The organism is Halorussus sp. AFM4 (assembly GCF_051194995.1).
In the GTDB taxonomy this organism is placed as follows: Archaea; Halobacteriota; Halobacteria; order Halobacteriales; family Haladaptataceae; genus Halorussus.
Map to the genome: position 1 here is coordinate 188,351 of NZ_JBNTJT010000001.1, position 24,669 is coordinate 213,019.

24 protein-coding genes and 1 tRNA gene are annotated in these 24,669 nt (G+C 70.9%); 11 read left to right on the forward strand and 14 right to left on the reverse strand.

The window, feature by feature from the left end; translation table 11 throughout:
• Positions 1 to 34: 34 nt before the first annotated feature.
• Entirely contained in the window at positions 35 to 2,086 is a 2,052-nt protein-coding gene (locus tag ACQUQF_RS00925) for a serine hydrolase (RefSeq protein ID WP_435174747.1), read from the reverse strand.
• 209 nt (positions 2,087 to 2,295) lie between these two features.
• Between ACQUQF_RS00925 and ACQUQF_RS00930 the strand changes: the two genes are divergently transcribed.
• On the forward strand, positions 2,296 to 3,669 hold the full coding sequence (locus ACQUQF_RS00930) for an NAD(P)/FAD-dependent oxidoreductase (protein ID WP_435174749.1): 1,374 nt from the start codon (positions 2,296 to 2,298) through the stop codon (positions 3,667 to 3,669).
• Positions 3,670 to 3,791: 122 nt separating this feature from the next.
• Positions 3,792 to 4,196 (forward strand): GtrA family protein, encoded by a 405-nt coding sequence (locus tag ACQUQF_RS00935; RefSeq protein WP_435174752.1) that lies wholly within the window; start codon positions 3,792 to 3,794, stop codon positions 4,194 to 4,196.
• 9 nt (positions 4,197 to 4,205) lie between these two features.
• Here ACQUQF_RS00935 and ACQUQF_RS00940 read toward each other — a convergent pair whose 3' ends face one another.
• Both ACQUQF_RS00940 and ACQUQF_RS00945 read right to left on the reverse strand, forming a co-directional pair.
• Positions 4,206 to 5,864, reverse strand: coding sequence for a S8 family serine peptidase (locus ACQUQF_RS00940; protein ID WP_435174755.1), 1,659 nt, complete (start codon positions 5,862 to 5,864; stop codon positions 4,206 to 4,208).
• 155 nt (positions 5,865 to 6,019) lie between these two features.
• On the reverse strand, positions 6,020 to 7,171 hold the full coding sequence (locus tag ACQUQF_RS00945; RefSeq protein WP_435174757.1) for an acyl-CoA dehydrogenase family protein: 1,152 nt from the start codon (positions 7,169 to 7,171) through the stop codon (positions 6,020 to 6,022).
• 115 nt (positions 7,172 to 7,286) lie between these two features.
• On the opposite strand from ACQUQF_RS00945, the gene ACQUQF_RS00950 reads away from it, so the two are divergent.
• The 3 genes from ACQUQF_RS00950 (at position 7,287) to ACQUQF_RS00960 (ending at position 10,336) form a co-directional block, all read left to right on the forward strand.
• A complete protein-coding gene (locus ACQUQF_RS00950) occupies positions 7,287 to 9,263 on the forward strand; it encodes a 3-hydroxyacyl-CoA dehydrogenase NAD-binding domain-containing protein (RefSeq protein WP_435174760.1) in 1,977 nt (658 codons plus the stop codon).
• Between the two features lie 199 nt (positions 9,264 to 9,462).
• Positions 9,463 to 10,200, forward strand: coding sequence for an NUMOD3 domain-containing DNA-binding protein (locus ACQUQF_RS00955; protein WP_435174763.1), 738 nt, complete (start codon positions 9,463 to 9,465; stop codon positions 10,198 to 10,200).
• A 61-nt stretch (positions 10,201 to 10,261) separates the two neighbouring features.
• Positions 10,262 to 10,336 (forward strand) — tRNA-Glu (locus tag ACQUQF_RS00960).
• 70 nt (positions 10,337 to 10,406) lie between these two features.
• Here the strand turns inward: ACQUQF_RS00960 and ACQUQF_RS00965 are convergent.
• On the reverse strand, positions 10,407 to 10,625 hold the full coding sequence (locus ACQUQF_RS00965; protein ID WP_435174766.1) for a hypothetical protein: 219 nt from the start codon (positions 10,623 to 10,625) through the stop codon (positions 10,407 to 10,409).
• Positions 10,626 to 10,703: 78 nt separating this feature from the next.
• Positions 10,704 to 11,087, reverse strand: coding sequence for a secondary thiamine-phosphate synthase enzyme YjbQ (locus tag ACQUQF_RS00970; RefSeq protein WP_435174769.1), 384 nt, complete (start codon positions 11,085 to 11,087; stop codon positions 10,704 to 10,706).
• Between the two features lie 292 nt (positions 11,088 to 11,379).
• On the opposite strand from ACQUQF_RS00970, the gene ACQUQF_RS00975 reads away from it, so the two are divergent.
• Positions 11,380 to 12,336 (forward strand): D-2-hydroxyacid dehydrogenase, encoded by a 957-nt coding sequence (locus ACQUQF_RS00975; RefSeq protein WP_435174772.1) that lies wholly within the window; start codon positions 11,380 to 11,382, stop codon positions 12,334 to 12,336.
• Positions 12,337 to 12,383: 47 nt separating this feature from the next.
• On the opposite strand, the gene ACQUQF_RS00980 is transcribed toward ACQUQF_RS00975, so the two are convergent.
• The 3 genes from ACQUQF_RS00980 to ACQUQF_RS00990 form a co-directional block, all read right to left on the reverse strand.
• Complete coding sequence (locus tag ACQUQF_RS00980; RefSeq protein WP_435174775.1) at positions 12,384 to 13,286, reverse strand: hypothetical protein; 903 nt, start codon at positions 13,284 to 13,286, stop codon at positions 12,384 to 12,386.
• 75 nt (positions 13,287 to 13,361) lie between these two features.
• A complete protein-coding gene (gene asd / locus ACQUQF_RS00985) occupies positions 13,362 to 14,396 on the reverse strand; it encodes an aspartate-semialdehyde dehydrogenase (protein WP_435174778.1) in 1,035 nt (344 codons plus the stop codon).
• 129 nt (positions 14,397 to 14,525) lie between these two features.
• A complete protein-coding gene (locus ACQUQF_RS00990; protein WP_435174781.1) occupies positions 14,526 to 14,699 on the reverse strand; it encodes a 30S ribosomal protein S17e in 174 nt (57 codons plus the stop codon).
• Between the two features lie 173 nt (positions 14,700 to 14,872).
• Between ACQUQF_RS00990 and ACQUQF_RS00995 the strand changes: the two genes are divergently transcribed.
• Complete coding sequence (locus ACQUQF_RS00995; protein ID WP_435174783.1) at positions 14,873 to 15,070, forward strand: hypothetical protein; 198 nt, start codon at positions 14,873 to 14,875, stop codon at positions 15,068 to 15,070.
• A gap of 54 nt (positions 15,071 to 15,124) precedes the next feature.
• On the opposite strand, the gene ACQUQF_RS01000 is transcribed toward ACQUQF_RS00995, so the two are convergent.
• The 4 genes from ACQUQF_RS01000 to cofD are packed head-to-tail and all read right to left on the reverse strand — an operon-like array spanning position 15,125 to position 18,434.
• Positions 15,125 to 15,802 (reverse strand): DUF447 domain-containing protein, encoded by a 678-nt coding sequence (locus ACQUQF_RS01000; protein WP_435174786.1) that lies wholly within the window; start codon positions 15,800 to 15,802, stop codon positions 15,125 to 15,127.
• Positions 15,799 to 16,647, reverse strand: coding sequence for a triphosphoribosyl-dephospho-CoA synthase (locus tag ACQUQF_RS01005; protein WP_435174789.1), 849 nt, complete (start codon positions 16,645 to 16,647; stop codon positions 15,799 to 15,801). Before ACQUQF_RS01005 ends, ACQUQF_RS01000 begins: the two co-directional genes overlap by 4 nt.
• Complete coding sequence (locus tag ACQUQF_RS01010; protein WP_435174792.1) at positions 16,644 to 17,423, reverse strand: tRNA-dihydrouridine synthase; 780 nt, start codon at positions 17,421 to 17,423, stop codon at positions 16,644 to 16,646. Before ACQUQF_RS01010 ends, ACQUQF_RS01005 begins: the two co-directional genes overlap by 4 nt.
• Positions 17,424 to 18,434: a 2-phospho-L-lactate transferase gene (gene cofD / locus ACQUQF_RS01015; RefSeq protein WP_435174795.1), complete on the reverse strand. Its 1,011-nt coding sequence runs from the start codon at positions 18,432 to 18,434 to the stop codon at positions 17,424 to 17,426.
• A 525-nt stretch (positions 18,435 to 18,959) separates the two neighbouring features.
• On the opposite strand from cofD, the gene ACQUQF_RS01020 reads away from it, so the two are divergent.
• The 3 genes from ACQUQF_RS01020 to ACQUQF_RS01030 all read left to right on the forward strand — a co-directional run bounded on the left by ACQUQF_RS01020 (position 18,960) and on the right by ACQUQF_RS01030 (position 22,074).
• The gene (locus ACQUQF_RS01020) at positions 18,960 to 20,186 is read left to right on the forward strand and encodes an HD domain-containing protein (protein ID WP_435174798.1); all 1,227 of its coding nucleotides are present in this window, start codon (positions 18,960 to 18,962) and stop codon (positions 20,184 to 20,186) included.
• A gap of 31 nt (positions 20,187 to 20,217) precedes the next feature.
• Positions 20,218 to 20,976: an HpcH/HpaI aldolase family protein gene (locus ACQUQF_RS01025; RefSeq protein WP_435174801.1), complete on the forward strand. Its 759-nt coding sequence runs from the start codon at positions 20,218 to 20,220 to the stop codon at positions 20,974 to 20,976.
• 84 nt (positions 20,977 to 21,060) lie between these two features.
• Positions 21,061 to 22,074, forward strand: a complete 1,014-nt coding sequence (locus ACQUQF_RS01030; protein ID WP_435174803.1) for an amidohydrolase family protein — start codon at positions 21,061 to 21,063, stop codon at positions 22,072 to 22,074.
• Between the two features lie 7 nt (positions 22,075 to 22,081).
• Here the strand turns inward: ACQUQF_RS01030 and ACQUQF_RS01035 are convergent, their stop codons facing one another.
• Positions 22,082 to 23,026 carry a winged helix-turn-helix domain-containing protein gene (locus ACQUQF_RS01035; RefSeq protein ID WP_435174806.1) on the reverse strand — a complete coding sequence of 315 codons (945 nt, stop codon included), beginning with the start codon at positions 23,024 to 23,026 and terminating at the stop codon, positions 22,082 to 22,084.
• A gap of 108 nt (positions 23,027 to 23,134) precedes the next feature.
• Between ACQUQF_RS01035 and ACQUQF_RS01040 the strand changes: the two genes are divergently transcribed.
• Complete coding sequence (locus tag ACQUQF_RS01040; RefSeq protein WP_435174809.1) at positions 23,135 to 23,662, forward strand: universal stress protein; 528 nt, start codon at positions 23,135 to 23,137, stop codon at positions 23,660 to 23,662.
• A gap of 52 nt (positions 23,663 to 23,714) precedes the next feature.
• On the opposite strand, the gene ACQUQF_RS01045 is transcribed toward ACQUQF_RS01040, so the two are convergent.
• Positions 23,715 to 24,656, reverse strand: a complete 942-nt coding sequence (locus ACQUQF_RS01045) for a biotin--[acetyl-CoA-carboxylase] ligase (RefSeq protein ID WP_435174811.1) — start codon at positions 24,654 to 24,656, stop codon at positions 23,715 to 23,717.
• Positions 24,657 to 24,669: the final 13 nt, after the last annotated feature.

A 24,669-nucleotide genomic window follows, 5' to 3' on the forward strand; every position in this document is an offset into this window, starting at 1 on the left:
GGTTGGTCTCCCCGACCGCAGAGCGTCCGGTGGTTCAGAGCCAGTAGCTCAGCACGTTCCAGTACGAGAGCTGCCAGAGCAGCGCCACCAGCGCGACCGCCATCAGGGTGTAGTGGAGCCGGCCGAACAGCCCCCAGTACCGGTCGGTCCACGCGAGGACCGCGAACGCGACGACGCCGAGCGCGGCGACCGCGAACACGAGCGGAACGGTGAGCAGCGCCCCGAGATTCGCCGACCGGAGGAGGACGCTGGTCGGGTCGGTCGCGAGGAGCGCGACGAACCCCACCAGGAAGCCGACCGCGAGCAGCCCCGCGAAGCCGGCGAGCCACCGGGCGGCCCGCGGGCGGTCGCTGGGGACCGCTCCCGACCGGCCGTTCGCGCGGACTCCGGCACCCTCGCTCGCGCCGCGTCGCCTCCGCCGCCAGCGGCGCACCCGTCGCCAGAGCGCCGCGGCGGGCCACCCGACCAGCCCGGAGAGGACGACGAGCAGCGCGCCGGCGAGCAGGCCGGCCTGGACCGTGGTCGTCTCCCACGGCGCGATGCGCTCGAAGCTCTGGGGCGCGGCGCCGTCGAAGAAGACGTACGTCGCCCGACCGTCCTCGACCCGGAACGCCATCCGGCCCTCGCCGCCGACCGCCTCGAAGACCGTCGGTCCGGTCCGGACCCAGCGTGTGGTCTCCTGGCCCGGGAGTGAGGTCACCAGCGTGCCGTTCCCGGCCGTCCGGACCCGGAAGTCGCCGCCGACCGCCGCGATCTTGGTGAAGTCGGTGTACGACATCCGGGTGGAGCGGTACGCGCCGGTGAACGCCGAGAGCGGCGGGTCGACGATCTCGCTGCCGCCGTCTGCGGCGACGGGGGGCGTGGCCGGCTCGGCGTCGGTCGGGAAGAACCGGTCGACGAACGAGCCGATGAACTCCTCGCGGGCCGCCGCGCCGCCGACGCTGTTGTAGGAGACGAACACGCCGAGGTCGCGCTCGGGGAACAGCCACAGCCCCGAGTGGAACAGCTCCGTGTCGCCGCCGTGGCCGATGATGCGGACGCCGTTCCGGTTCTGCTCGTAGAAGCCGAAGGCCATCCCGTCGACCGCGGGGTGGTTGGTGAAGTGCTGGCGGTGCATCCGCCGAGTGGACGACGCCGACAGGATCCGCGAGTCGCGGTACCGGCCGTCCTGGAGGTGCGCGACCATGAAGTTCGCCACGTCGGTCGCCGTGGCGCTCATCGACCCGGCGGGCGGCAGTCCGACCGTCTCGAACTCGCCGCGGACGAACCGGCCCCGCTGGTACCGGTAGCCCGCCGAGAGCCGACCGGGGAGGTCGTCGGGCACCGGCTGGCGGAAGGTGCTGCGGGTCATGTCCAGCGGCTCGAAGAGGTTGCGCTCGACGTAGCTGTCGAACGAGGTGCCGGCCCGGCGCGCGACGACGTGGCCCGCGAGCGCCGCGCCGTAGTTGGAGTAGGAGGTGACCACGCCCGGCGGCCGGACCCTCGCGGGCACGTTCCGCAGGGTCTCGCCGAGCGGCCGCACGTCCTCGGGCGACTCGACGAAGACGCCCTCGTACTGCTCCTCGAAGCCCGCGGTGTGGGTCGCGAGGTGTCCGAGCGTGACGGGTTCGCCGTACTTCCGGGGGATCTGGACCTCGCCCAGGTACCGGTTCACGCTCGCGTTCGGGTCGAGCCGGCCGCGCTCGACCTGCTGCATCGCGGCGGTCCAGACGAACAGCTTCGACACCGACCCGATGCGGAACAGCGTGCGGTTCGCGACGACCGGCGTCGCGTTCCGGCGGTCGGCGTAGCCGTACCCCTCGGCGAACAGCAGCTCGCCGTCCTTGACCACCGAGACGGTCGCGCCCGAGACGCGGTGCTCGTCCATGTCCTCGGCCATCGCGGCGTCGACGAACGCCTCGACCTCGGCGCGGGAGTCGACGCCGCGGGTCTGTCCGTCCTGGGACGACTGGTTAGCGGGGACTGTCGCCGGCCCCGCGGCGGTGGGCGCCTGCCCGGTCGAGATGAACGCCACCGCGGGACCGACCTGCCCGGCCAGGAGGGACAGCACCGCGAGGACCGACAGAAGTTGTTGTCCGTGCTTCATGAAGACCGGTACGCGCACTTCGTACTTCAAAACTCGTGGATGCGTGACACCTCGGGGCACGCGGTGCGGGGCGGGCCCGGCAGGCGCGAGCGGGGCCGTCCGGGTCCCGCGTCGCACCCGGAACCGCCGGAGACGACCGAAAATCGAACCCGCAGTGTCGCGGAATCGGAAGGTCAATTCTTTAATACCCGGCGCGGAACCGTAGGGGTATGAAGCGAGTCGACGTTGCGATCGTCGGCGGCGGGCCCGCGGGCAGTTCCGCGGCGCGGGCGGCCGCCGAGCAGGGGGCCGACGCGCTCCTCGTCGAGAAGGGCGTCCCCCGGGCCGACCGCGAGGAGCTGGGGCCGGACTCGACCGACGCCGCCGGGATGCTCGACTACTGGGTCGACATCATGGACGTGTCGTTCGAGGAGATCCCCGACCCCGTCGTCCTCCGGACGCTCGACCGGACCGAGTTCTACGGCCCGACCGAGACCGCGGTCATGGAGGCCACCGGCATCGAGTCGTCGTACGACGAGGGGTTCGGGTTCACCTTCCACCGCGCCCGGATGGACGACTGGCTCCGCGACCGGGCCGAGCGGGCGGGCGCCGAGTACCGCGTCGGCGTCGGCGTGACGGACGTCGAGACCGACCTGACCGGGACGCCGACCCACACGCTCCACCTGTCGGACGGCGAGGACGTCGAGGCCGAGTATCTGGTCCTGGCCGACGGCCCCCAGCGTCAGGTCACGATGCGCGTGCTCGACCGGTTCGCGCCCGACGACCGGCCCATCTCGGAGGTCATGGCCCCCAACACCGCCAACCACATCGCCTACCAGGAGTACCGGGAGTTCCCCGAGGAGCTGTTCGACCCGGACGCGCTCAAGTTCTGGTGGGGCGTGATGCCCGGCGAGACCGCCTACCCCTGGATCTTCCCGAACGACGGGACGGTCGCCCGGGTCGGCCTCACGATGCCCATCGGGATGAACCTGGAGGACGTAGAGAACCCGGAGGCCTACGACCTGCTCCGGCCCGACGACGAGGCGCTGCCCCGCCCCGCCGAGTACATCGAGCGCCTGCTGGAGCGCCAGTACGGCGACGAGTACGACCTCGCGGACTTCCCGCTGGTCACCGACCGCGGCAAGAGCGAGGGCACCGAGACCTACCCCATCTCCTCGACCCGCCCCATCGAGTCGCCGACCGCGGCCAACGTCGCGGTCGCGGGCGGCGCGATGGGCACCACCTCGGCGTTCCACGAGGGCGGCTACCACGTCGCGGCCCGGACCGGCCAGATCGCCGGCGAGCTCGCCGGCAAGGGCCGGCTCGACCCGTACAACGACCGCTGGAAGGACGCCGTCGGCGAGGAGATCGTCCGGAACGTCACCTTCGCCGACATCGTGGCCGACTACGGTCCCGACGACTGGGACCGGACGTTCGCGATGGCCAGCGACATCCTCGCCGACCAGGGCGAGGGCCGCCTGCTGAAGTACCGGCTCTCCTCGGGGCTCCGGGGCGCGAAGCTCGTCACCAAGTACAAGATGGCCAAGCGCAAGTACCGCAACGGGGAGTACGTCCAGTTCGCGGAGTCTGAGTACGAGGTCTGAGGTCCGACCGCCACCAGCTGCACCGACCCATATACACTCCTACAGGTAAATTCCGAAACCAGAACGCACTACACGCTCGAAGCCCTGCTGTACGTGTCGTGGGCGACTCCGGACACCGCAGCGTGGCGAAGCACCCGACGTTCGTCCGGCTCTACCGGTTCGGTATCGTCGGGGCCGGCGCCGCCGCCGTCCAGACGGTGGTCCTCTGGCTGCTTGTGGAGCTCGCCGGCCTCAACTACCTGATCGCGGCCACGCTCGCCATCGAACTCACGATCGTCCTCCAGTACGTCGCGAACAACGCCTGGACGTTCCAGCACTCGCGGTACACCTCCCGGTACGACTTCCTGGTCGGGCTGCTCCGGACCAACGTCGTCCGGGGCTCCGCAATCCCGCTTCAGCTGGCGCTGCTCTGGGCGTTCGTCAACTGGGCCGGCTTCGTCTACCTGGTCGCCAACGCCGTCGCCATCTTCATCAGCGGGCTCTACCGGTACTACCTCGACTCCCGGTGGACGTGGCAGATCGCGTGACGGGGCCGGTCAGCCCCCGCGCTCCGTCGTCTCCGCGTCCGCTCGGCTCCCCGTCTCGTCGTCGCCTCGTTCCTCGCGCCCCGTCTCGTCCCCGTCCTCTCCGTTTTCGTCCCGCTCTCCGTCCTCCGCCTCGTCGGCGTCGTCCCGGTCCTCGTCGCGGCGCTCGACATCCTCCTCGACCGCCTCCTGGAGGTCGAGGTGGCCCCCGCCGCTGTAGGTCGGCTGGTCGAGTTCCGCGGCGGTGTCGAGGAGGTGCCGGCGGACGTCCCCCGGCGTCGCGCGGGGGTTCAGGCTCTTGACCAGCGCGGCGGCCGCCGAGACCTGCGGGGCGGCCATCGAGGTGCCGGCCTTCCACCCGTAGGCCGGCACCATGGTGTCGTCGTTGTCGCCCCACTCGAAGACGGTGCTCAGCACCATGTCGTACTGCCAGTTCGCGTCGGACGGCGGGTCGGCGACGTAGTTGCCGCCGGGCGCGCTGATGTCGACCGCCTCCCGACCGTAGTTGGTGTACGTCGCTGGCGCCGTCGTCGGCTCCCGCAGGTCGTCGAGCGGGTCGTCGTAGTCCTCCAGTTCGCCGTCGTCGTCCCGGCGGCCCCACTCGCCGCCCGCCTCGCTGCCGGCCGTCTCCTCGCTCCCGGAGCCCTCCTCGGGGGCTCGTTCCTCCTCCTCTTCGTTCTCGTCGTCCCAGCGGTAGCCGATGGGGCCGGTCGCGCTCACGCTCAGCACGTTGTCGGCCTCGTTCGGCAGGCTGATGACGTCGCCGTCGGCGTCGAGGTTGACGCCGTCGTTGCCCGCCGCCGCGACCATCAGCGTCCCCTTCTCGTTGGCGTCGCTCGCCGCGCGCTCGATGGCGTCGCGGAGCGTCGCGGTGTCGGCGTCCTTCGGGAGCGGGTAGACCCCGAGGCTCATGTTGGCGACGTCCGAGCCTATTTCGGCGCTGTACACCATCGCCGCGATGATGTCGCCGAAGAACGCGAACGGGCCGGTGAACACTCGCAGCGCCACGAGGTCGGTCGCCGGCGCGGTGCCGAGCACGCCCGCGTCGCTCGACCCGTCGGCCGCGATGACGCCCGCGACGTGGGTGCCGTGGTCGTTGCTGTACGGCGTGAAGTCGCCGCCGTCGCCGGTGAAGTTCCGCGAGAGGTCGGCGTTGAGCGGGCCCTCGAGGTCGGGGTGGTCGGCGATCGCGCCCGAGTCGATGACCGACACGCGGGTCCCCTCGCCCCTGGTCTCCTCGGCGACCTCCAGCAGCTCCTGACACTGCTTGTCCCACTGGAGCGCGAACCGCGACGGGAGCTCCGACTCGTCGTCCCAGTAGTCCCGCCCGTCGAAGTGGTCGGACTCGCCCTCGTCGTCGTCCCGGTCGTCGTCGTCCTCGTGGTCCTCGTCGCCGTACTCCCTGTCGACCTGGAACTGCATCTCGACGTCCTTCGAGTGGCGGAGCCCGCTGACCGAGTCGGGGTCGCCCTCGACCACGGCGATGTCGATCTGGCGCAGGTCGTGGACGACGGTCAGCCCGTCGAGCGCGTCCGCGGAGGCGTCCTCGAGGTCGACGACGTACCGCTTCTCTGCCGATCTGGCCGAGACGGTCGCGGTCGGCAGCGCCAGACCGGCGAGCGCGGCACCTGTCCCCTTCAGAAACGAGCGACGGTTGGTTTCGTCTGCCATATCGCGGTCGTAAAACCGGGCCCCCTTAAATTTATTGTACGTCGGGAAGGTGTATCATTTTGGCCGAATTTGTGAAAGAGAAACGCGACGGCAGTGCGACGGGGTGACGGAACCGCGAGCGCAGAATCGAGAGGCGACCGCGATCGGTTGCGGCCCTAGAACCCTTTACCCATCAGCTCGCGGGCGATGATGTTCTTCTGGATCTCGGTCGTGCCCTCGTAGATCTGGGTGATCTTGGCGTCGCGGTAGAACCGCTCGACCGGGAAGTCGTTGACGTAGCCCGCGCCGCCGTGGATCTGGACCGCCTCGTCGGCGACGTCGACCGCCACCCGGGAGGCGAACTCCTTGGCCATGCTGGCGAGCTTGGTGATGTCCTCGCCCTGGTCGACGCTCCAGGCGGCCTTGTACGTCAGGTTGCGCGCGGCCTCCGTCCGGGTGTGCATGTCCGCGAGCTTGTGCTGGATGGCCTGGAAGTCGCCGATGGGCCGGCCGAACTGCTCTCGCTCCTCGGCGTAGGAGAGCGCGGCCTCGCAGGCGCCCTTGGCGATGCCGACGCCCTGGGCGGCGACCGCGGTCCGGGTCTCGTCGAAGAACTGCATCTGCTGGAGGAAGCCCATCCCGCGGGTGCCGACGAGGTTCTCCTCGGGCACCCGGACGTCGTCGAGGATGAGCTCGGCGGTGTCGGAGGCCCGGATGCCGAGCTTGCCCGTGATCTTGTCGGCCTCGAAGCCGTCGCGGTCCGACTCGACGACGATCTGGCTGAACCCGTTGTACCGGCCGTCGGCGTCGGGGTCGGTCTGGCAGAGCACGACGAAGTAGTCGCCGACCGAGCCGTTGGTGATCCACATCTTGTTCCCGTTGATCACCCACTCGTCGCCGTCCTTCTCCGCGCGGGTCGAGACCGACGAGACGTCGGACCCGGTGTCGGGCTCGGAGATGGCCGCGCCCATGATGGCGTCGCCGGCCGCGACCGGCGAGAGGAACCGCTCCTTCTGGTCGTCGGTGCCGAACTCCATGATGGCGTGGGCGCCGAACGACGCCGAGGTGACACAGAGGCCGATGCCGGGGTCGACCGAGAACAGCTCCTCGGTGATGATGGCCGACTCGAGGTTGTTGTAGCCCGCGCCGCCGTACTCCATCGGGATGATCGAGCCCAGCATCCCCATCTCGGCGGCCTTGTCCATGACCTCGTGGGGGTACTCCTCCGCGACGTCGTACTCCCGGGCGACCGGTTCGATCTCGTTCTCGGCGAACCGCCGCACTTCCTCGCGGATCTGCTTCTGTTCGTCGGAGAGTCCGAAGTCCATGTCTCGGAGTTGACCAGCCATCCCTATATCCTTTCGTAACCGTGAGTAAACTCGTCCAGAGTTTCTAACCTGGGATAGGGAAACGTTCAAACGCCCGGCAGCCGAGTCCACGCACATGGAGGTCGACAATATCAACACCGTCGCGGTTCTCGGAGCGGGCAACATGGGCCACGGCATCGCGGAAGTCGCGGCCCTCGCCGGGTACGACGTGAACCTGCGCGACATCAAAGAGGAGTTCGTCCGGGACGGCTACGACCAGATCGAGTGGAGCCTCGGGAAGCTGGCCGAGAAGGACCAGGTAACCGACGAGGAGGCCGACGCGGCCCTCGACCGCGTGACGCCGCTGGTCGACTTCGAGGAGGCGGTCTCGGACGCCGACTTCGTCATCGAGGCCGTCCCCGAGAAGATGGACATCAAGAAGGACGTGTACGGCGAGCTCGAGGAGTACGCCCCCGACCGCGCCGTGTTCGCCACCAACACCTCCAGCCTCTCGATCACCGAGCTGTCGGAGGTCACCGAGCGCCCCGAACGGTTCTGCGGGATGCACTTCTTCAACCCGCCGGTCCGGATGCAGCTGGTCGAGGTCATCTCGGGCGCCCACACCGACGACGAGGTGCTCGACCTGACCGAGGACCTCGCCGAGTCGATGGGCAAGACCCCGGTCCGGGTCCGGAAGGACAGCCCCGGCTTCATCGTGAACCGCGTGCTCGTTCCCCTGATGAACGAGGCCGCGTGGATGGTCGAGTCGGGCGACTACACTATCGAGGAGGTCGACAGCGCGACCAAGTTCGACATGGGCCTGCCGATGGGGAGCTTCGAGCTCGCCGACCAGGTCGGCATCGACGTGGGCTACCACGTCCTCGAGTACATGCACGAGGTGCTGGGCGACGCCTACGAGCCGTGCCCGCTCCTCGCGGAGAAGGTCGAGGCCGACAAGCTCGGCAAGAAGTCCGGCGAGGGCTTCTACGACTACGAGAACGGCGGCGCCGACATCCCGACCGACGCCGGCAGCGAGGACGCGGTCCGCCGGCTCCAGGCCGTGATGGCAAACGAGGTCGCGAAGCTGATCGAGAACAACGTCTCGGACCCCGACGCCATCGACGAGGCCGTGATGCTGGGCGCGGGCTTCCCCGACGGCCCGGCGAAGCTGGCCGACGAGGCCGGCCTCGCGTCGCTGGTCGACACTCTCGACGACCTCCGCGAGGAGACCGGCGCCGAGCGCTACGAAGTCAGCGACTACCTCCGCGAGGCCGCCGAGGAGGGCGGCTTCTACGGCGGCGACGAGGAGCGTGAGTCGGGCGCCGACGACTACGACGCCATCAGGGTCGAGAAGCCCGGCGAGATGGTCGGCAAGGTCGTGCTCGACCGGCCCCACCGGATGAACACGGTCAGCGAGGAGCTGCTCGACGAGCTCGCCGACGCCATCGACGCGCTCTCGGAGGACGACGAGGTGCGCGCGCTGCTCCTCGTCGGCGAGGGCGACAAGGCGTTCTCGGCGGGCGCGGACGTCCAGAGCATGGCCGCCGGCGGGGGCGACCCCCTCGCCTCGGTCGAGCTCTCGAAGAAGGGCCAGGACACCTTCGGCAAGCTCGAGGCCTGCCCGATGCCGGTCGTCGCGGCCATCGACGGCTACTGCCTCGGCGGCGGGATGGAGCTGGCGACCTGCGCGGACATGCGGATCGCCTCCGACCGCTCGGAGTTCGGCCAGCCCGAGCACAACCTGGGGCTGCTCCCCGGCTGGGGCGGCACCCAGCGCCTGAAGCACGTCGTCGGCGAGGGCCGCGCCAAGGAGATCATCTTCACCGCCGACCGGTTCGAGGCCGAGACGATGGCGGACTACGGCTTCGTCAACGAGGTCGTCTCGCCCGACGAGTTCGAGCAGCGGGCGTTCGAGCTGGCGGCCGACCTCGCGGCCGGCCCGCCCATCGCCCAGAAGTTCACCAAGCGCGCGATGCTCGCGGGCCGCGACGACACCGACGCCGGCCTCGAGGTCGAGGCCCAGGCGTTCGGCCACCTCATGAACACCGACGACCTGATGGAGGGCGTCACGGCGTTCATGGGCGACGGTGAGCCGGACTTCCAAGGGAAGTGAGCGGAGCGAGCGCCGCTGGGAGTCCGGCGAACGCCGTCAGCGCTCGCCTCTGACGGAAGTGAGCCGGAGTTCCAAGGGAAGTAACCTCGCCGCGTCGAAGTGCAGACCTCCCTTTTTCGCAGTCGGTGAGCGGGACGCCGAGTAGTTTCCACCGTCCCATCCCGAGATTTATAACCGATGTAGTCGAAAGTGACTATCCGTGAAGCGATACCGCAACGGCTGGTGGCTCGAAACCAAGTACCGGGACGAGGGGCTCACCCAGCGCGAGATCGCCGAGGAGTGCGGCGTCTCGCCGAGGTTGATTCGAAAGTACATGAACCGATTCGACATTTCGACGCGAGAGATGCGCGGCGAGACCCACCCGATGCACGGCCGGGAGCGAACGGAAGAGGAGAAGCGCAAGATCTCGGAATCGCTCGACGGTCGGTCGCTTTCGGACGAGACCCGTCGGCGAATTGCGGAGGCACAGCGAGGGCGTGAACTCCCCGAGGACGTCCGCGAAAAGATTTCTGAGTCGCTCGAAGGGCTCACCCGTTCGGAGGAGACGCGACGGAAGATGAGCGAATCGACCGCCGGCGAGAACAATCCAAACTGGCGTGGCGGTTACAGCAACAGTTATGGGCCGGGCTGGACCCTCGCACGTGAGACTGTCCGTGAACGTGACGAAGTGTGCCAACACTGTGGTCACGACGGATCGAAGTATCAGCTCGAGGTTCACCACGTCATTCCAGTCAGGGTATTCCGACGTGCCGACCATCTCGCTATCGGGGACGCCCACGACGAACGAAATCTCGTTCTACTTTGTAACCGCTGTCACGGACGAGCAGACCACGGACACATCGAGTTTGAAGCTCCGGTGGAGTTGCTCTTCGAGGGAAAGCGGACAGGTCCCGATTCGGGCGGTAGCAAATCGCAATCCAGCGAGAGAGCGATTTAGTGGAGTTTATAAGCATGCAGGTCATCCGTCAGAATGCGTTCGGGAGTGGCCCGAACTGAACGCTCCGTTGGTGTAGCCCGGCCAATCATTTCGGCCTTTCGAGCCGATGACCTGGGTTCAAATCCCAGACGGAGCATCATTCTGTCGAATATCACTCCCGAACAGCGACCATTCTTCAATTCGGAATCCTTCGGGATTTCGCCGATTCACTCGAACCACGGATCGCCGAACGACTCGAACAACGGGCGGCCGGTGTCGATGCGCTCGTAGCGCGCCCACAGGTCGCCAGCTGGGAACTCGACCGCGGGGAACCGAACCCGCTCGGGGTCGGGCTGCAAGAGGTAGAGCCCGACGAGCGGGACGTCCGGACCGAGCGCCGAAGCGATTAATCTGTCGGAGGGGTAGCGGGCCCGCAGCGGGCACACGGCCGGTCGTTACATTCGCGGCCGGGGTCCGGTCCGGGGGTCGCGGCCGCGGGTCGCGGCGTTCCTCGTCCGCGCCGCCTACTCGGTCACGACCACGTCGACGGTCCGGGTCCGCGGCCCGTCGCACTCGACGAACAGCACCGACTGCCACGTCCCGAGCGCGAGGTCGCCGTCCTCGACCGGGACGCTGACCGACTCGCCCAGCAGGGTCGCCCGGAGGTGGGCGTCGGCGTTGTCGTCGATGCGGTCGTGGCGGTAGTCGCCGTCGCTCGGGACGAGCTCCTCCGCGAACGACTCGATGTCGGCGAGCAGCCCCGACTCGGGCTCCTGGACCACCACGCCGGCGGTGGTGTGCCGGACGAAGACGGTGCAGAGCCCGGTCGCGCCGACGGGCACCTCGGCGGCCACGCGGTCGGTCACGTCGACGACCTGGGTGCGCTCGTCGGTCCGAACCTCGAACATGGCCGGGGGTTCGCGGGCGAGCGCCGTAGGTGCTCCGGGTCTCGCATCGTTTCCGCCCTTTCGTCCGCCTTCTCGACGCGCGCCGGGATGACCTCGTGTCGCGCCATCGTCGTGCGGAGTCTTCGGGAACGAACTGATCGAAGGCTCGTCGGAGCTCGTCTCCGACATCTGCAAACTCTGCTCGTTCTACGTCGAGTCCGGAGATCAGCGATGGGACAAGGAACAGAGTCCACAGATTCGGTTCGCCGCTTCAGGTGGCCATTTAATCCCGGCCCGCCAACTGGGAACCGACATGACCGACAGCCCCGACGTAGTGGTCCTGCGCAAGAGCACGCACGGCGTCCCGGTCTCGGAGTACGTCGCCGAGCTCCGCGAGCGGCTCCCCGACCGCGAGGTGGTCCACGCCCGGACGCCGACCGAGGAGCGCGAGCTGATAGCCGACGCCCGGGTCGCCGCCGGGATGGAGCTGGACGAGGAATTGCTGGCCCGCGCCGACGACCTGGCGCTGTTCGCGTGCGCCTACGCCGGCACCGGCCACCTGCCGCTGGACGCGCTCGAAGAGCGCGGCGTGGCCGTCACGAACGCCTCGGGCGTCCACGGGCCGAACATCGGCGAGCACGTCCTGGGGAACATCCTAGTCTTCGCCCGGCGGCTCCACGAGGGGTGGCGCCGCCAGCAGAACAGGGAGTGGCGCCACTTCCGGGCCCACGAGCTCCAGGGCAGCACCGTCACGGTGGTGGGTCTGGGCGCCATCGGGCAGTCGGTCGTCCAGCGCCTCCGGGGGTTCGAGGTCGAGACCATCGGGGTGCGCTACACCCCCGAGAAGGGCGGGCCGACCGACGAGGTGGTCGGCTTCGAGGGCCCCGAGTTCGAGGACGCGCTGGCCCGGACCGACTACCTCGTGCTCGCCTGCCCGCTGACCGACACCACCCGGGGACTGATCGGCGAGGCCGAACTCAAGACCCTCTCGCCCGAGGCCGTGCTGATCAACGTCGCCCGCGGCCCCGTGGTCGACACCGACGCGCTGCTGTGGGCGCTCCGGGGCAACCACCTCCGGGGCGCAGCGCTCGACGTGACCGACCCCGAGCCCCTGCCCGAGGACCACCCGCTCTGGAACCTCGAGAACTGCCTCGTCACGCCGCACTGCTCGGGCCACACGCCCAAATACTACTCGCGGCTCGCCGACATCGTGGCCGAGAACGTCCGGCGGCTGGACAGCGGGGAGGAGCTGACGAACCGGGTGGTCTGAGCGACCGCCGCGCCGGGGGTCGAACCTCGCCTCCACGCCCTCTCCGCTCACCCCGAGCGCCAGGCCAGCGACAGGAAGACGGCCCCGAACAGGCCGACGACGAGTGCGGCGTAGACGAGGACCGCGCCGCCGCGGGGGTTGGGCCCGGACGGGTCGACCGTCAGCAGGACGCCCGCGAACACGAGGAGTCCGACGCCGAACGCCGCCAGCGTCGCGCGGATCGCTGGGTCGGTCGGGTCGGACGCCGGCGGGTCGGCGGCGACGCCGGCGTCGAGCGCCGACCCGAGTGAGTCGTCCACCGCTGCGGGGACGACGAGCAAACGGGGCGTTCGGTGGGTCGCCGCGCCGGCGACGAAGGAGAGCCGGTAGAACGCGAGGCCGCCGACTCCGAACCGCCGGACGCCGTCGAGCCCTGCGAGGTCGACGTCGGTCCCGCAGTAGGTCAGGGTCCCGACGGCCGGATCGAAGTCGCCCTCCGAGGAGAGCACCGAGACGGCGACCATCGGGAGCGCGATGGTGCCGAACACGACGAGGAAGAAGCCGACGCCGCCGAGTCGCAGGCCGAGCCAGATGACGCCGGCGCCGAACGCCGTCGCGGCCGCGAGGCCCCGGTATCGCGAGTCGCGGAACGCCTCGTGGGCGAGCGCGAGGCGGTCGGAGCGAGCGCTCCGGAAGGCCGCGGCGTGGGGCGCGACCCTGGCAGCGGCGAGTGCCAGCGCGAAGAGGAGCGCGACCGCGATGCCGTACCGGCCCGACAGGAACGCGCCCGCCGTGAACGCCACCGCTGCGACCGCCGCGCCGAGCGTCGTCGCGGCGATCACGCCGAGCGACGCCCCGGCCAGCGCGCGGAGCAGGCGCGACTCGGCGACCGTGTGGGACCACTGGACGCCGTCCGCGTCGGAGTGGACCCCGGCAGTGACACCGCTCGCGGTCGGTTCGTTCGCCGTCACGCCCGACCGTACGCGCCGTCCGGTGATAAGTGTCTGGTATCGGAAAATTAAGCGCCGGAGAGGCGACCGCGCGTTCTAGATCCAGCCTTCGCTCTGTAGCAGTTCGCCGTTCAGCACCGCGGCGCCCGCCGCGCCGCGGATGGTGTTGTGGGCCAGGCAGTTGTACTGGACGCCCGCCGGCGTCTCCTGGACGCCGCCGGCCGCGACCGCCATGCCGCCGCCGAGCGTGCGGTCGAGCCGGGGCTGTGGCCGACTCGGGTCCTCGAACACCTCGATGAGCGGGTCGGGCGAGCTCGGCAGGTCGAGGCTCTCGACCGCGCGGAACGCGTCCTCGACGTCGGCCGCGCTCACGTCGTCGCGGGTCTCGGCCCAGACGTTCTCCAGGTGGCCGTCGATGGTCGGCACGCGATTACAGGACGCCGAGACCTCGGCCCCGTGGTGGGCGAGCTCGGCGCCGTCGAACTCGCCGAGCAGCTTCCGGGACTCGGTCTCCATCTTCTCCTCCTCGCCGCCGATGTGCGGGATGACGTTGTCGATGATCTCCATCGAGGTGACCCCGGAGTAGCCCGCGCCCGACACCGCCTGGAGCGTCGAGACGTGGACCCGCTCCAGGCCGAACTGGTCGAGCGCCGCGAGCGTCGGCACCATCGTGATGGTCGAGCAGTTGGGGTTCTTGACGACGGCGCCGTCCCACCCGCGCTCGTCGCGCTGGACCTCGAGCAGGTCGAGGTGGCCGGGGTTGATCTCCGGGATGACCAGCGGCACGTCGTCGGCCAGCCGGTCGTTCGAGGAGTTCGACGAGAGGACGTAGCCCGCCTCCGCGAAGGCGGGTTCGACCTCGGCCGCCACGCCGGAGGGCAGCGACGAGAACAGCAGGTCGACGTCGTCGGGCACCGCGTCGGGCTCGGTCGCCCGCACCGTCAGGTCCGCCGCCGACGAGGGGATCGGCGAGTCGACCCGCCACTTCGCGGCCTCGCTGTACGGGAGGCCCTCGCTGTCTTCGCTCGCCGTTACCGCCGCCAGTTCGAATTCGGGGTGGCCGTCCAGCAGCTGGATGCACCGCTGGCCGACCGCGCCGGTCGCACCGAGAACGCCGACTCGTACGGTCATGCTTACGGTGGTTCGGCGTCACGGCGGTAAAACCATTTGGGAAGGACAGCTTTTTGCGCGGAGGTGAAAGCGAGTTGCAGAGTCGCCGCTGGGACAACAGCTCTCGGAGCAACTAGCGCGAGCGCGGCGTTACTTCTTGCGGGTGACGTAGCCCGCGATGCGGTTGCGGACGCCCTTCGACTCGATGTTGGTCAGCTTCGAGACGCTCTCCTTGTTCTGGTCGAAGTCGGTCGTGAACGCGTCGGGGTATCGCTCCAGGAGCAGTTTCCCCGTCTTCTTGACGTAGTCGGGTTTGATCGCCATACTGGTACCGAAAAGTGCCGAAAGTAAGAACCTTACCGTTTCGTCCGTCGGCGCCGTCGCCGACCGACCCTCGGGCGCCGGTCGCCGGGGACCGTTCGGTCGGGCGAAAGCGCCGGGAGAGTTTCGCTTCGTAAGGATAATTACGGTGGAAGGTACAGACCGAATCAGCAACAGTGCGCGGAACGAACCGAGACACGGACGGCGAAGCGGTCGAGGAGGAGGCCGACCGCGCGTTCGAGAGCGAGCTCGAGGAACTCGTGCTGCGGGCGTTCGGTGAGGGCAAGGAGATCGAGGGCGTCTGGGACCTCGAGTACGAGCCCGAGGAGCTGCCCGACTGGACGGTCACCATCGACCGGAAGGACCGCATCTGAGCCCCGGCGTCCCACGGCCACCGGCGCGCGGCGCGGTGGCGTCGGTGCGAGCGATCACGCTTCTACGTGCTCGCGGAGCCGGTCGAGCGCCCGGACGACCCGGTCGTCGCCGCAGTTCCGGCCCACCTCCTCGAAGTGAGCCAGCCTGTTCCTCAGCTCCGCCTGGTCGTAGGCGTCGACGCCGAGCCGCGAGGCCGCGACCGTGGCCTCGACGACCGCGTTGAACCCCCGGTTGACCGTCGGCACCGTCTCGCGCTCGACGCCGGCCTCGCGGGGATACAGCTCCCACTCCTCCCACCGGGTCCCGCCGGACTCGCCGGCGTCGACCCGCTCGGCGTCGACCGCGACCCAGGCGTCCGCGGCGTCCAGCACCGGGGCCTCCACCTCGGAGATCGAGAGCGCCGCGTCGACGAACGTCACCGGGTCGCGGACGAACTGGACGTACCCGCCGCCGCGCCGGTGGAAGTTGCGCCGGGTCCGGGTGTTGCCCCACGTCCGGGCGGTCACGGGCGCCGGCGGCTCTGCCGCCGCATCCTCGGAGGTCGAGCCCTCCTCGGCGTTCGAGGCGCCGCCCGGGTCCGGCGGGTGGAGGCCGAGCGCCGCCACGTTCCACAGGTCGTTCGGGCCGAGCGTGGTGACGACCGACTCGGTGACGCCCCGGAACTCGACCGGCCAGTCGGCCCGGCCGTCGTCACCGCCCTCACTCACTCCTGATTCGACCTCGTCGCTCACACCGTCACCTCCCCGCGGGTCAGCGCGACGAACAGCCCCGCGGCCGTGAGGTCGGCGGTCGTCCCGGGATTGACGCCGTCGGTCACCAGCGACTCGGCGAACGCCTCGATCACCTCGGGGCCGCCCTCGAGCGCCTGCTGGGCCCGGACCCGGACGCTCTCGGCGGTCTTCGGGCCGTGCTGCTTCGCCACGAGCGTGTCGGGCTCGCGGGCGAGGAGTTCGAGGTAGACCCGCGCGGCCTTCGCCGAGGTCGGGCCCGAGAGCTCCGCGAGGCGGTCGGCCGCCCAGAACGTGCGCTCGAAGCCGCCGGTCCACTCGGCCGCCACGTCGTCCTCCTCGTCGCCCAGCGCCAGCACGTCGTAGAGGGTGACCTCGCGGTCCTCGACCGCCGGCACCGCGTCGCTGCCCCGGCGGACGTCAAGGTCCGCGGCGTCCTCCGGTGGGTCGTCGACGTAGACGTCGGCGTGGTCGAACGCCCGGAAGAAGTCCGCGGCGTCCTCGACCGTCGTGTCCTCGACGACGCGGGAGACCGACTCGGGCGAGAGCCCCTCGCCCTCGTCCAGTTTTGCCGCGGCTTTGACCAGCGGTACCAGCAGCAGCAGCGCGCCGAACTGGGTGTTGCCGCCCTCCTGTTGGCTCATCCCGGCGACGGCCTTCTCGAACGCCTCGCCGACCGGGGCGCCGTCCTCGGCCGTCCGGAGACCGGGGCCCGCGCCGACCGCGCCCGCGAGGAAGTGCTCGAACCGGAGGTCGGAGAAGTCCCGCTCGCGGTCGACGTTGCCGGGCTTGGGCGTGCCCGCCACCTCCAGCAGGAGCGCGAGCTGGGCGTTCTCGGCGGGGGTCATGCTTCCATCTCACCTCGATTCTCCGCGAACCACTCGTCGACCGCGCTCCGGACCCGCCGGAGCACCGCGGGGTCGTCGCTCGGACGACCGACGCTCACCGCGTCCGCGCCGTACGCCAGGTACTCCCGGACCGAGGCGGCGTCCCGCACCTCGTTGTTCGCGACGACGAAGAGGTCGGCCGACGCCGCGACGTCGGCCACGTCCGCGATCACCGCCTCGGAGTCCATCGCGTCGACGTGGATGGCGTCGCCGCCCGCGTCCGCGACCACTTCGGCGATGTCGGGGAGGTCGACGCCCGGGAGCTCCGCCCGGACCTTGACGCTCACCGCGGGGCCGCGGTCTCTCGCATCCGGCGCCGCGGCCGCTTCGACCTGCTCGCGGAGGCGTTCGGGGTCGCGCAGCAGGGCCTCGCCGGCGCCGGCGTCGCACATCTCGTCCTGGCGGCAGTGGGCGTTGATTTCGAGTATCGCGTTCCGGTCGGCGCAGACCCGGGCGACCTCGCGGAGCGGGCCGAGCGAGGTCGTCCGGACGTTGATGCCGGGCCGGAGGTCGGCGTCGCCGAGCGCGGCGAGCTGCCGGTCCACGAACGCGACGGGGTCGTCTGGCAGGAACTCCTCGCGGTCGCGGTCGACCATCGCTCGGGCCGCCTCCCGGGTCGACTCGTCGAGCGCGATGCCCCCGAGGAACGCTGCGCCCGCGAACGCCTCGGCCCCGCGGGCCCACTCGGCGTCCGAGCGACCGCTGAGGCTCGCGAGCGCCAGGCGCGGCTCGAACACTCACACCACCTCCAGCGCGTCGGCGACCGCCCGGGCCACGCGCTCGGCGTCGGCCTCGTCGGCCATCTCGGTGTCTGTCCGGACGACCGGGCGGTCGAGGTCGGTGCCGTCCGCGTCGTCCAGCACGAAGGCGTCGGCGAAGGGGTAGGCCTCCGCGACGCCCGCGGTCGAGGGGTCGAAGCCCACGCCCGCCATCAGGTCGGCCGCCGGGCCGGAGAACACCTCGTCCTCGACGAACGGCGAGACCGCGACGACCGTCGTCGCTTCGAGCGCCTCGCGGAGCCCATCGATGGCCAGCATCGGCCCGATGCTCGTGACGGGGTTCGACGGGCCGATCACCACCGGGCCCTCCTCGATGGCGCCCAGCGCGGCCGGCGCGGGGTCGGCGTCCTCGGCGCCGCGGAACTCGACGTCCGCGACCGGCGGGTCGCCGCGGTGGGCCACCCAGTACTCCTGGAAGTGCATCTCGTCGGCGTGCTCGTCGCTGTCCTCGGGGGTGTGGACGATGGAGGCCACCGGGTCGTCGGTCATCGGCACCACGTCCACGGGCACGTCGAGGGCGTCGGCCAGCAGCCGGGTGACCTCGGTGAGCGACCGGCCCTCGTCGAGCAGACCGGTCCGGGTGAGGTGGACCGCCCGGTCGCGGTCGCCGATCTCCATGAACTCCGCGACGCCCGAGAACCGCCGCCATCGGGCGATGTCGCGGCCGGCGGTCTGGGCCGCGTCGGGGAGGTAGCGCGGCCCGCTTTCGAGTCCGGCCCGGTCGGCCAGGGCGTGGAGCTCCTCGTGGGTCTCGGTCGTGTCGTCGGCGATGCCCCACCACGTCTCGCGGTCGAGCACGCCGCCCTGGTCGAACAGGACGGTGTCGACGTCGGGGCAGACCAGCAGCCCGCCGAGCTCGACGTCGTCGCCGGTGTTGGCGACGACCGTGGCGTCGGCCGGGTCGAACACCGACTCGGCGCCCGAGAGCAGCTTCGGGGTGCCGGTGCCCCCGGAGAGGAACGTCGTCATATGGCGTGGTGCGTGTTCCGGGGGGTAAACGCTTGTGCTGTCCCGACGTCTTGCGGGGATTCGGTCCCGGCGCTACGTCCCGCAGGGACCGCAGTCGCCCGCGGGGAGTCCGCCGCGGGCCGGCCGCGTCGCGGAGTTTCTCCGGCGGTGTCGGTTGTAGATTGGTCCGCGTGTCAGGAAAGGCAAGACAGGGACTTTCCCCGCGCGCGTCGGCATCCGACACGGGGGACCCAACATGCCAAAGAAACCGCCGCACCCCGAGAGTCACCGCGACGGCGACAGGAGCGCGCCGGACATCGGTGAGATCATCGGCCGCATCATCCGGAGCCCCACCGGCGGTTCCGGCGCGTAGCGGCCGACCGACCCCGCATTTTCTTCCGCAGAGAGCGGTCGCGTCGTTCGGCGCCCGTCGACGGGCCCACACGGAACCGCCGACGCCCGCGACCGGCCCAGACGCCCCGCTACGCGGTCTACGCGGGTGTTCGCTCCCGGCGGTTTTTATACGAAGACGCCGAACTCCGTAATATGAAGACCATCAAGGACAGCGTCCACGACCACATCGAGGTCGAGGGCGTGGCCCGCGCGCTGCTGGACACCCCCGCGGTCCAGCGGCTCCGGCGCATCAAGCAGCTCGGCCCCGCCCACCTCGTCTACCCCTCGGCGAACCACACCCGGTTCGAGCACAGCCTCGGGGTCTACTACCTCGCCTGCGAGGGGCTCGACCACCTCGGCATCCAGGGGCGGCAGGCCGAGCGCGTCCGGGCCGCCGCCATCCTCCACGACGTCGGCCACTCCCCGTACAGCCACGCCATCGAGGGGGTCGTCCACCGCCACACCGGCAAGTACCACGACGACGTCCACGAACTGCTCGCGACCAGCGAGGTCGGCGAGGTGCTGCGGGACCACGGCCACGACCCGGCGACCGTCGCGGACCTCATCGCCGGCGACGGGAAGCTGGGCCAGCTCGTCTCGGGCGAGCTCGACGTCGACCGGATGGACTACCTGGTCCGGGACGCCCACCACACCGGCGTCCCCTACGGCACCATCGACCACAGCAGGCTGGTGCGGGAACTCACGCTCATCGACGGCGAGCTCGTCCTGGCCGAGGGCAACGTCCCGACCGCCGAGAGCCTGCTTTTGGCGCGAGCGCTGATGAACCCCACCGTCTACAACCACCACGTCACCCGCATCGCCCGCGGGCTGCTTCAGCAGGCCAGCGAGCGCCTGCTCGAGGCGTCGGACATCACCCCCGAGCAGCTGCGGCGGATGGACGACTACGACCTCCTGGTAGCGCTCCGGGACGCCCCCGAGACCGCCGAGTACGCCCGCCGGCTCAGCGACCGCGACCTCTACAAGCGGGCGGTCTGGGCCGAGATGCGCGACGTCCCGGAAGGCGTCATCGACGCCGACTACGAGACGCTGCGGGCGTACGAGACCGACATCGCGGCCGACGCCGGCGTCGACCCGGGCGAGGTCATCATCGAGGTGCTGGGCCGGCCGAGCATGACCGAGTCCGAGAGCCGGGTCATCGTCAACGGCGAGATCCGGCGGCTCGACGAGCAGTCGGCGCTGGTGGCCGCGCTCCAGCACGTCCAGCGCGAGCAGTGGCGCCTGGGCGTCTACGCCCCGGCCGAGGACACCGACGCGGTCGGCCACGCCGCCGAGCGCGTGCTGGGCCTGGAGACCGACGGCGCGCTGGTCAACGAGATCCGGACCGCCGGCGAGCGGACGACGCTCGACGAGTTCAAGTAGACTTTATCCCGGTCGTCGCCGAACCACCGCCATGACACCGAACGGCACAGTCCGGACGCTCGACGCCGGCGAACCGGCGGTCGGCGCGTGGCTGACCTCGATGAGCCCCCGCGTCGCGGAGGTCCTGGCCGCGACCGACGTCGACTGGGTGGGCGTCGACGCCGAGCACTCCCCGATCTCGACCCAGACGGTCGAGTCGGCGGTCCGGGCCGTCGAGGGGGCCGCGACGCCCGTCGTCCGCCTCCGGTCGGTCGAGGCGGCGGTCGCCGGCGACGCCAAGCGGGTGCTCGACGCGGGGGCGCAGGGCGTGATGGTGCCCGGCGTCGAGTCCGCAGCGGAGGCCGAGTCGGTGGTCCGCGCCGCGAAGTTCCCGCCCGAGGGGACCCGCGGCGTGGCCGGCACGACCCGCGCGAACGGCTACGGCGCGTCGTTCGACGAGTACGTCGCCGGGGCCAACGACGAGACGCTGGTCGTCGTCCAACTGGAGACCCCGGACGCCGTCGCGCGGGCCGACGAGATCCTCGCGGTCGACGGCGTCGACGTCGGGTTCGTCGGCGAGAACGACCTCTCGGCCGCGCTCGGGACGCCCGGGGAGAAGGACCGCCCGGAAGTACGCGAGGCGGTCGAGACCGTGCTCGACGCCGCAGAGTCCAACAGCGTCGCCCCGGGCGCCGCGGCGCGCTCGCCGGCGAACCTCGACGAGCGCGTCGACCGCGGGTTCCGGTTCCTGCTGCTCGGCGCCGATCTGAAGTTCCTCCGGGCCGGCGTCGAGGAGTTCTTCCCCGCGTGAGTTCCGGCGGCGCCGTGGGGTCGGCGGATGCTGGAACCGGCGGAAATGAGGAGGTTGAAGGCGACCCGGCCGCATTCACCGGACATGATACTCGAAGGGACCGTGCTCCGGGGGCCCCGGTTCGACCCCGTGGAGGGCCGCGTGGTGGTCGAGGACGGGGAGATAGTCGCGGTCGAGGAGGAGTCCGTGAACTCCTCGCAGATCGTCCTGCCGGCGTTCGTCAACGCCCACACCCACATCGGCGACTCCATCGCCAAGGAGGCCGGCGGCGGGCTGAGCCTCGACGAGCTCGTCGCGCCGCCCGACGGGCTGAAGCACCGGCTGCTCCGGCAGGCCTCCCGCGAGGAGAAGGTCGGCGCGATGCGCCGGTCGGTCCGGTTCATGGAGTCGACCGGCACCGCCGCCTTCCTTGAGTTCCGCGAGGGCGGCGTCGAGGGCGTCTACGCCCTCCGGGAGGCGGTCGAGGGGCTGGACGTCGACCCCGTCATCCTGGGCCGCGAGACGGTCGAGGCGATGGAGGCCGCCGACGGGTTCGGCGCCAGCGGCGCGCGCGACGGCGAGTTCGGCCGGGAGCGCAACGCCACCGCCGACGCGGGCAAGCTGTTCGGCATCCACGCCGGCGAGCGCGACCCCGACGACATCAACCCCGCGCTCGACCTCGACCCCGACTTCCTGGTCCACATGGTCCACCCCGAACCCCTCCACCTCGACCGACTGGAGGACAGCGAGATTCCGGTCGTCGTCTGCCCCCGGTCGAACCTGGTCACCGGCGTCGGGGTCCCGCCCGTCGCCGACCTCGCCGACCGAACGACGGTGGCGCTGGGCACCGACAACGTGATGCTCAACAGCCCGTCGATGTTCCGCGAGATGGAGTTCGCCAACAAGCTCGCCGACGTGAGCGCCAGCGAGGTGCTGGCGATGGCGACGAGGAACGGCGCCGAGATCGCGGGGCTGGACTGCGGCGTCATCGAGGAGGGGCGCCCGGGCAAGCTGCTTGCGCTCGACGGCGACTCCGACAACCTCTCGGGCGCGCAGGACCCGGTGCGGGCGGTCGTCCGCCGGGCCGGCGCGAGCGACGTCGAAGAAGTCGTGCTGTAGTCCCGGGCTACGACCGGTTGCGCTCGACCACGTTCAGGTCGTCGTCGACCACCAGTTCGAGCGCGTCGCCGTCCAGTTCGATCTGGAGCGCCACCTCCCACGGGTCGGTCGAGCGCACGGTCACGTCCCTGTCGGTCATCGCGAACTCGAGCTCCCAGCGGGGCGTCTCGGTCACGTCGAGCCCGCGCTCCCGGCAGAACGCGACCAGGTCCGGGTCGTACAGCAGCGCCAGCCCGACCGACATGTACGAGCGGGCCCCGCAGTGGTCGCACGGTCGGCGGACCACGACGTCGAGCTCCTCGGCGTCCAGCATCGGCGTCTCCGCCGGGCGCACGAACGTCGCGCCGAGCGCGCTGGCGCAGACCGGACAGACGCCCCGGGCCTTCGCGAGGCTCCGGTGGCGGTTGTACCGGTCGACGCGGTCGAGGAGTTCGCGCTCGTCGGCGCCCTCGACCGCGCTCGGCGGGACCAGCGTGTGCTCGTAGACGCGGCCGCAGTCCGGGCAGGCGACCTCGAAGACGCCGTCGTCGTAGCTCGCCGCGACGGCGCCGCCGCAGTTGTAGCAGTCCCGCCCGACCGGGAACGGGTCGAGCGACACCTCACGGGTGAACGACCCGGCCCGGACCGCCCGGTAGAGCTTCATCCCGGCGGGCCGGAGCCGGTAGCCCGCCTCGCCCTTGGCCACGAACCGCCCCACGAGCTTCTGGAGGTGGTAGTTGAACTGCGCGCTGTCGATCTCCGGGTCGACGCGCGAGCGCAGCTCGGAGAACGACACCGGCTCCCAGGGGCTCTCCCGGCCCGCGTCGTCGCCCAGCGCGCGGACGATGCCGGCCCGGATCTCGTCGCTCACCAGGCCGAACGCCTCGTCGACCGCGTCGTCGGCCGCGCCGGTCTCGGCCCCGGCACCGCCGGCCTCGCCGTCGTCGGTCCCGGTTCGGTCGTCGCGTGGCATCCCGTGTCAGGTGTCGAACGCCCACCGGGTAATCGCTTCGGTGGCGTTTCACCCCCGCCCGGCTGCAAACCCTTAAGACGTGCGGGATGTTACCATCCACCGGATCAGATGTACGACCGGATTCTCGTGCCGACCGACGGCTCGTCCGAGACCGAGCGCGCGGTCGAACACGCCGCGGAACTCGCGGCCGCACACGGAGCGGAGTTCCACGCCGTCTACGTCGTCAACTCGGCGACGTTCGCCGGCCTCCACGTCGAGACCTCGTGGGAGGGCGTCGACGACGTCCTCCGCGAGGAGGGCCGCAGCGCCCTCGAGCGGGTCGAGGCCATCGGCTCGTCCCGCGGACTCGACGTCGAGTCGCGACTCCTCGACGGCTCGCCCAGCAGGCGCATCGTGGAGTACGCCGAGGGCCAGAACTGCGACCTCGTGGTGATGGGCACCCACGGCCGGGGCGGCATCGACCGCCTGCTGCTCGGCAGCGTCGCCGAGGGGGTCGTCCGGGCCTGCTCGGTCCCGGTGCTGACGGTGCAGGTCGGCGGCGAGAGCAGGAACGACCCGGGCGAGTCCGAAGCGACGGCCGAGTCGGAGTCCGAGCCGGCGAGCGACTCCGAGACCGAGGCCGCGACCGCAGAATAGCGTCCCCCGGCGTCGCGTCCCGCGCGAGGGGACGGCGGAGCGACGCCGCCCCTCACGCCGGCCGCAGGTGCTCGCAGTCGCCGGCGTGGACCCGGACGCGCTCGCCGTCGTCGGTCTCGACCACGAGCGCGCCGGGGAACGCCACGTCGACCGCCTCGCCGACCACGTCCCCCGACGAGGTCTCCACCCTGACGCGTTCCCCGAGCGTCGCCGTCCGGTCGCGCCAGGCGTCGACCGCCGCCTCCGGGTCGGTCCGGAGCTCGTCGAACCGTTCGAGCAGGCGCTGGACGAACGCCCGGCGGTCGACGTCGCCGACCTCGTCCCGGACGCTCGTCGCGCCGGCCGGCAGGTCCTCCGCCGGCACGTCGGCGTTCACGCCGATGCCGACCACGACCCACGAGACCCGGTCGGCCTCGCCCTCCATCTCGGTCAGGATGCCGGCAAGTTTCCTGCCGCCGCGCTCCCCGTCATCGCCCACCAGCACGTCGTTCGGCCACTTGATCTCGGCCGGCACGCCCGCCTCGCGGGCGGCGTCGGTCGTCGCCACCGCGGCCGCCAGGGTGAGCGCCGGGGCGTGGGCCGGCGGCAGGTCCGGGCGGAGCACCATGCTGAGGTAGACGCCACCTGAAGGGGCCGACCACTCGCGGTCGAGCCGGCCCCGGCCGCCGGTCTGCTCGTCGGCCAGCACCGCGACGTCCGCGGCGCCCTCGGCGGCCAGTTCCCGGGCGCGGTCGTTCGTGCTCTCGACGGCGTCGTGGTACTCGATCTCGAAGGGGGCGTCGAGGCCGAACTCGACCGCGGGACCGCCGTACTCCGGCGTCCCGGCCAGGACGTAGCCGTCGTCGCCGCTGGCGACCTCGAAGCCGGCGTCCCGGAGCGCCTCGACGTGCTTCCAGACCGCGCTGCGCGAGACGCCGAGCCGGTCGGCCAGCGCCGGCCCGGCGACCGGCCCGTCGGCGAGCGCGTCGAGCACGGCCCGGCGCGTGTCGTTCATGGACCGGGGTACG

Bases quoted from the DNA above. Each gene is read 5' to 3' on its own strand.
- ACQUQF_RS00925 (WP_435174747.1), bottom strand. From the start codon at position 2,086: ATGAAGCACGGACAACAACTTCTGTCGGTCCTCGCGGTGCTGTCCCTC.
- ACQUQF_RS00930 (WP_435174749.1), top strand. From the start codon at position 2,296: ATGAAGCGAGTCGACGTTGCGATCGTCGGCGGCGGGCCCGCGGGCAGT.
- ACQUQF_RS00940 (WP_435174755.1), bottom strand. From the start codon at position 5,864: ATGGCAGACGAAACCAACCGTCGCTCGTTTCTGAAGGGGACAGGTGCC.
- ACQUQF_RS00945 (WP_435174757.1), bottom strand. From the start codon at position 7,171: ATGGACTTCGGACTCTCCGACGAACAGAAGCAGATCCGCGAGGAAGTG.
- ACQUQF_RS00950 (WP_435174760.1), top strand. From the start codon at position 7,287: ATGGAGGTCGACAATATCAACACCGTCGCGGTTCTCGGAGCGGGCAAC.
- ACQUQF_RS00970 (WP_435174769.1), bottom strand. From the start codon at position 11,087: ATGTTCGAGGTTCGGACCGACGAGCGCACCCAGGTCGTCGACGTGACC.
- ACQUQF_RS00975 (WP_435174772.1), top strand. From the start codon at position 11,380: ATGACCGACAGCCCCGACGTAGTGGTCCTGCGCAAGAGCACGCACGGC.
- asd (WP_435174778.1), bottom strand. From the start codon at position 14,396: ATGACCGTACGAGTCGGCGTTCTCGGTGCGACCGGCGCGGTCGGCCAG.
- ACQUQF_RS00990 (WP_435174781.1), bottom strand. From the start codon at position 14,699: ATGGCGATCAAACCCGACTACGTCAAGAAGACGGGGAAACTGCTCCTG.
- ACQUQF_RS01005 (WP_435174789.1), bottom strand. From the start codon at position 16,647: ATGACCCCCGCCGAGAACGCCCAGCTCGCGCTCCTGCTGGAGGTGGCG.
- cofD (WP_435174795.1), bottom strand. From the start codon at position 18,434: ATGACGACGTTCCTCTCCGGGGGCACCGGCACCCCGAAGCTGCTCTCG.
- ACQUQF_RS01020 (WP_435174798.1), top strand. From the start codon at position 18,960: ATGAAGACCATCAAGGACAGCGTCCACGACCACATCGAGGTCGAGGGC.
- ACQUQF_RS01025 (WP_435174801.1), top strand. From the start codon at position 20,218: ATGACACCGAACGGCACAGTCCGGACGCTCGACGCCGGCGAACCGGCG.
- ACQUQF_RS01030 (WP_435174803.1), top strand. From the start codon at position 21,061: ATGATACTCGAAGGGACCGTGCTCCGGGGGCCCCGGTTCGACCCCGTG.
- ACQUQF_RS01035 (WP_435174806.1), bottom strand. From the start codon at position 23,026: ATGCCACGCGACGACCGAACCGGGACCGACGACGGCGAGGCCGGCGGT.
- ACQUQF_RS01040 (WP_435174809.1), top strand. From the start codon at position 23,135: ATGTACGACCGGATTCTCGTGCCGACCGACGGCTCGTCCGAGACCGAG.
- ACQUQF_RS01045 (WP_435174811.1), bottom strand. From the start codon at position 24,656: ATGAACGACACGCGCCGGGCCGTGCTCGACGCGCTCGCCGACGGGCCG.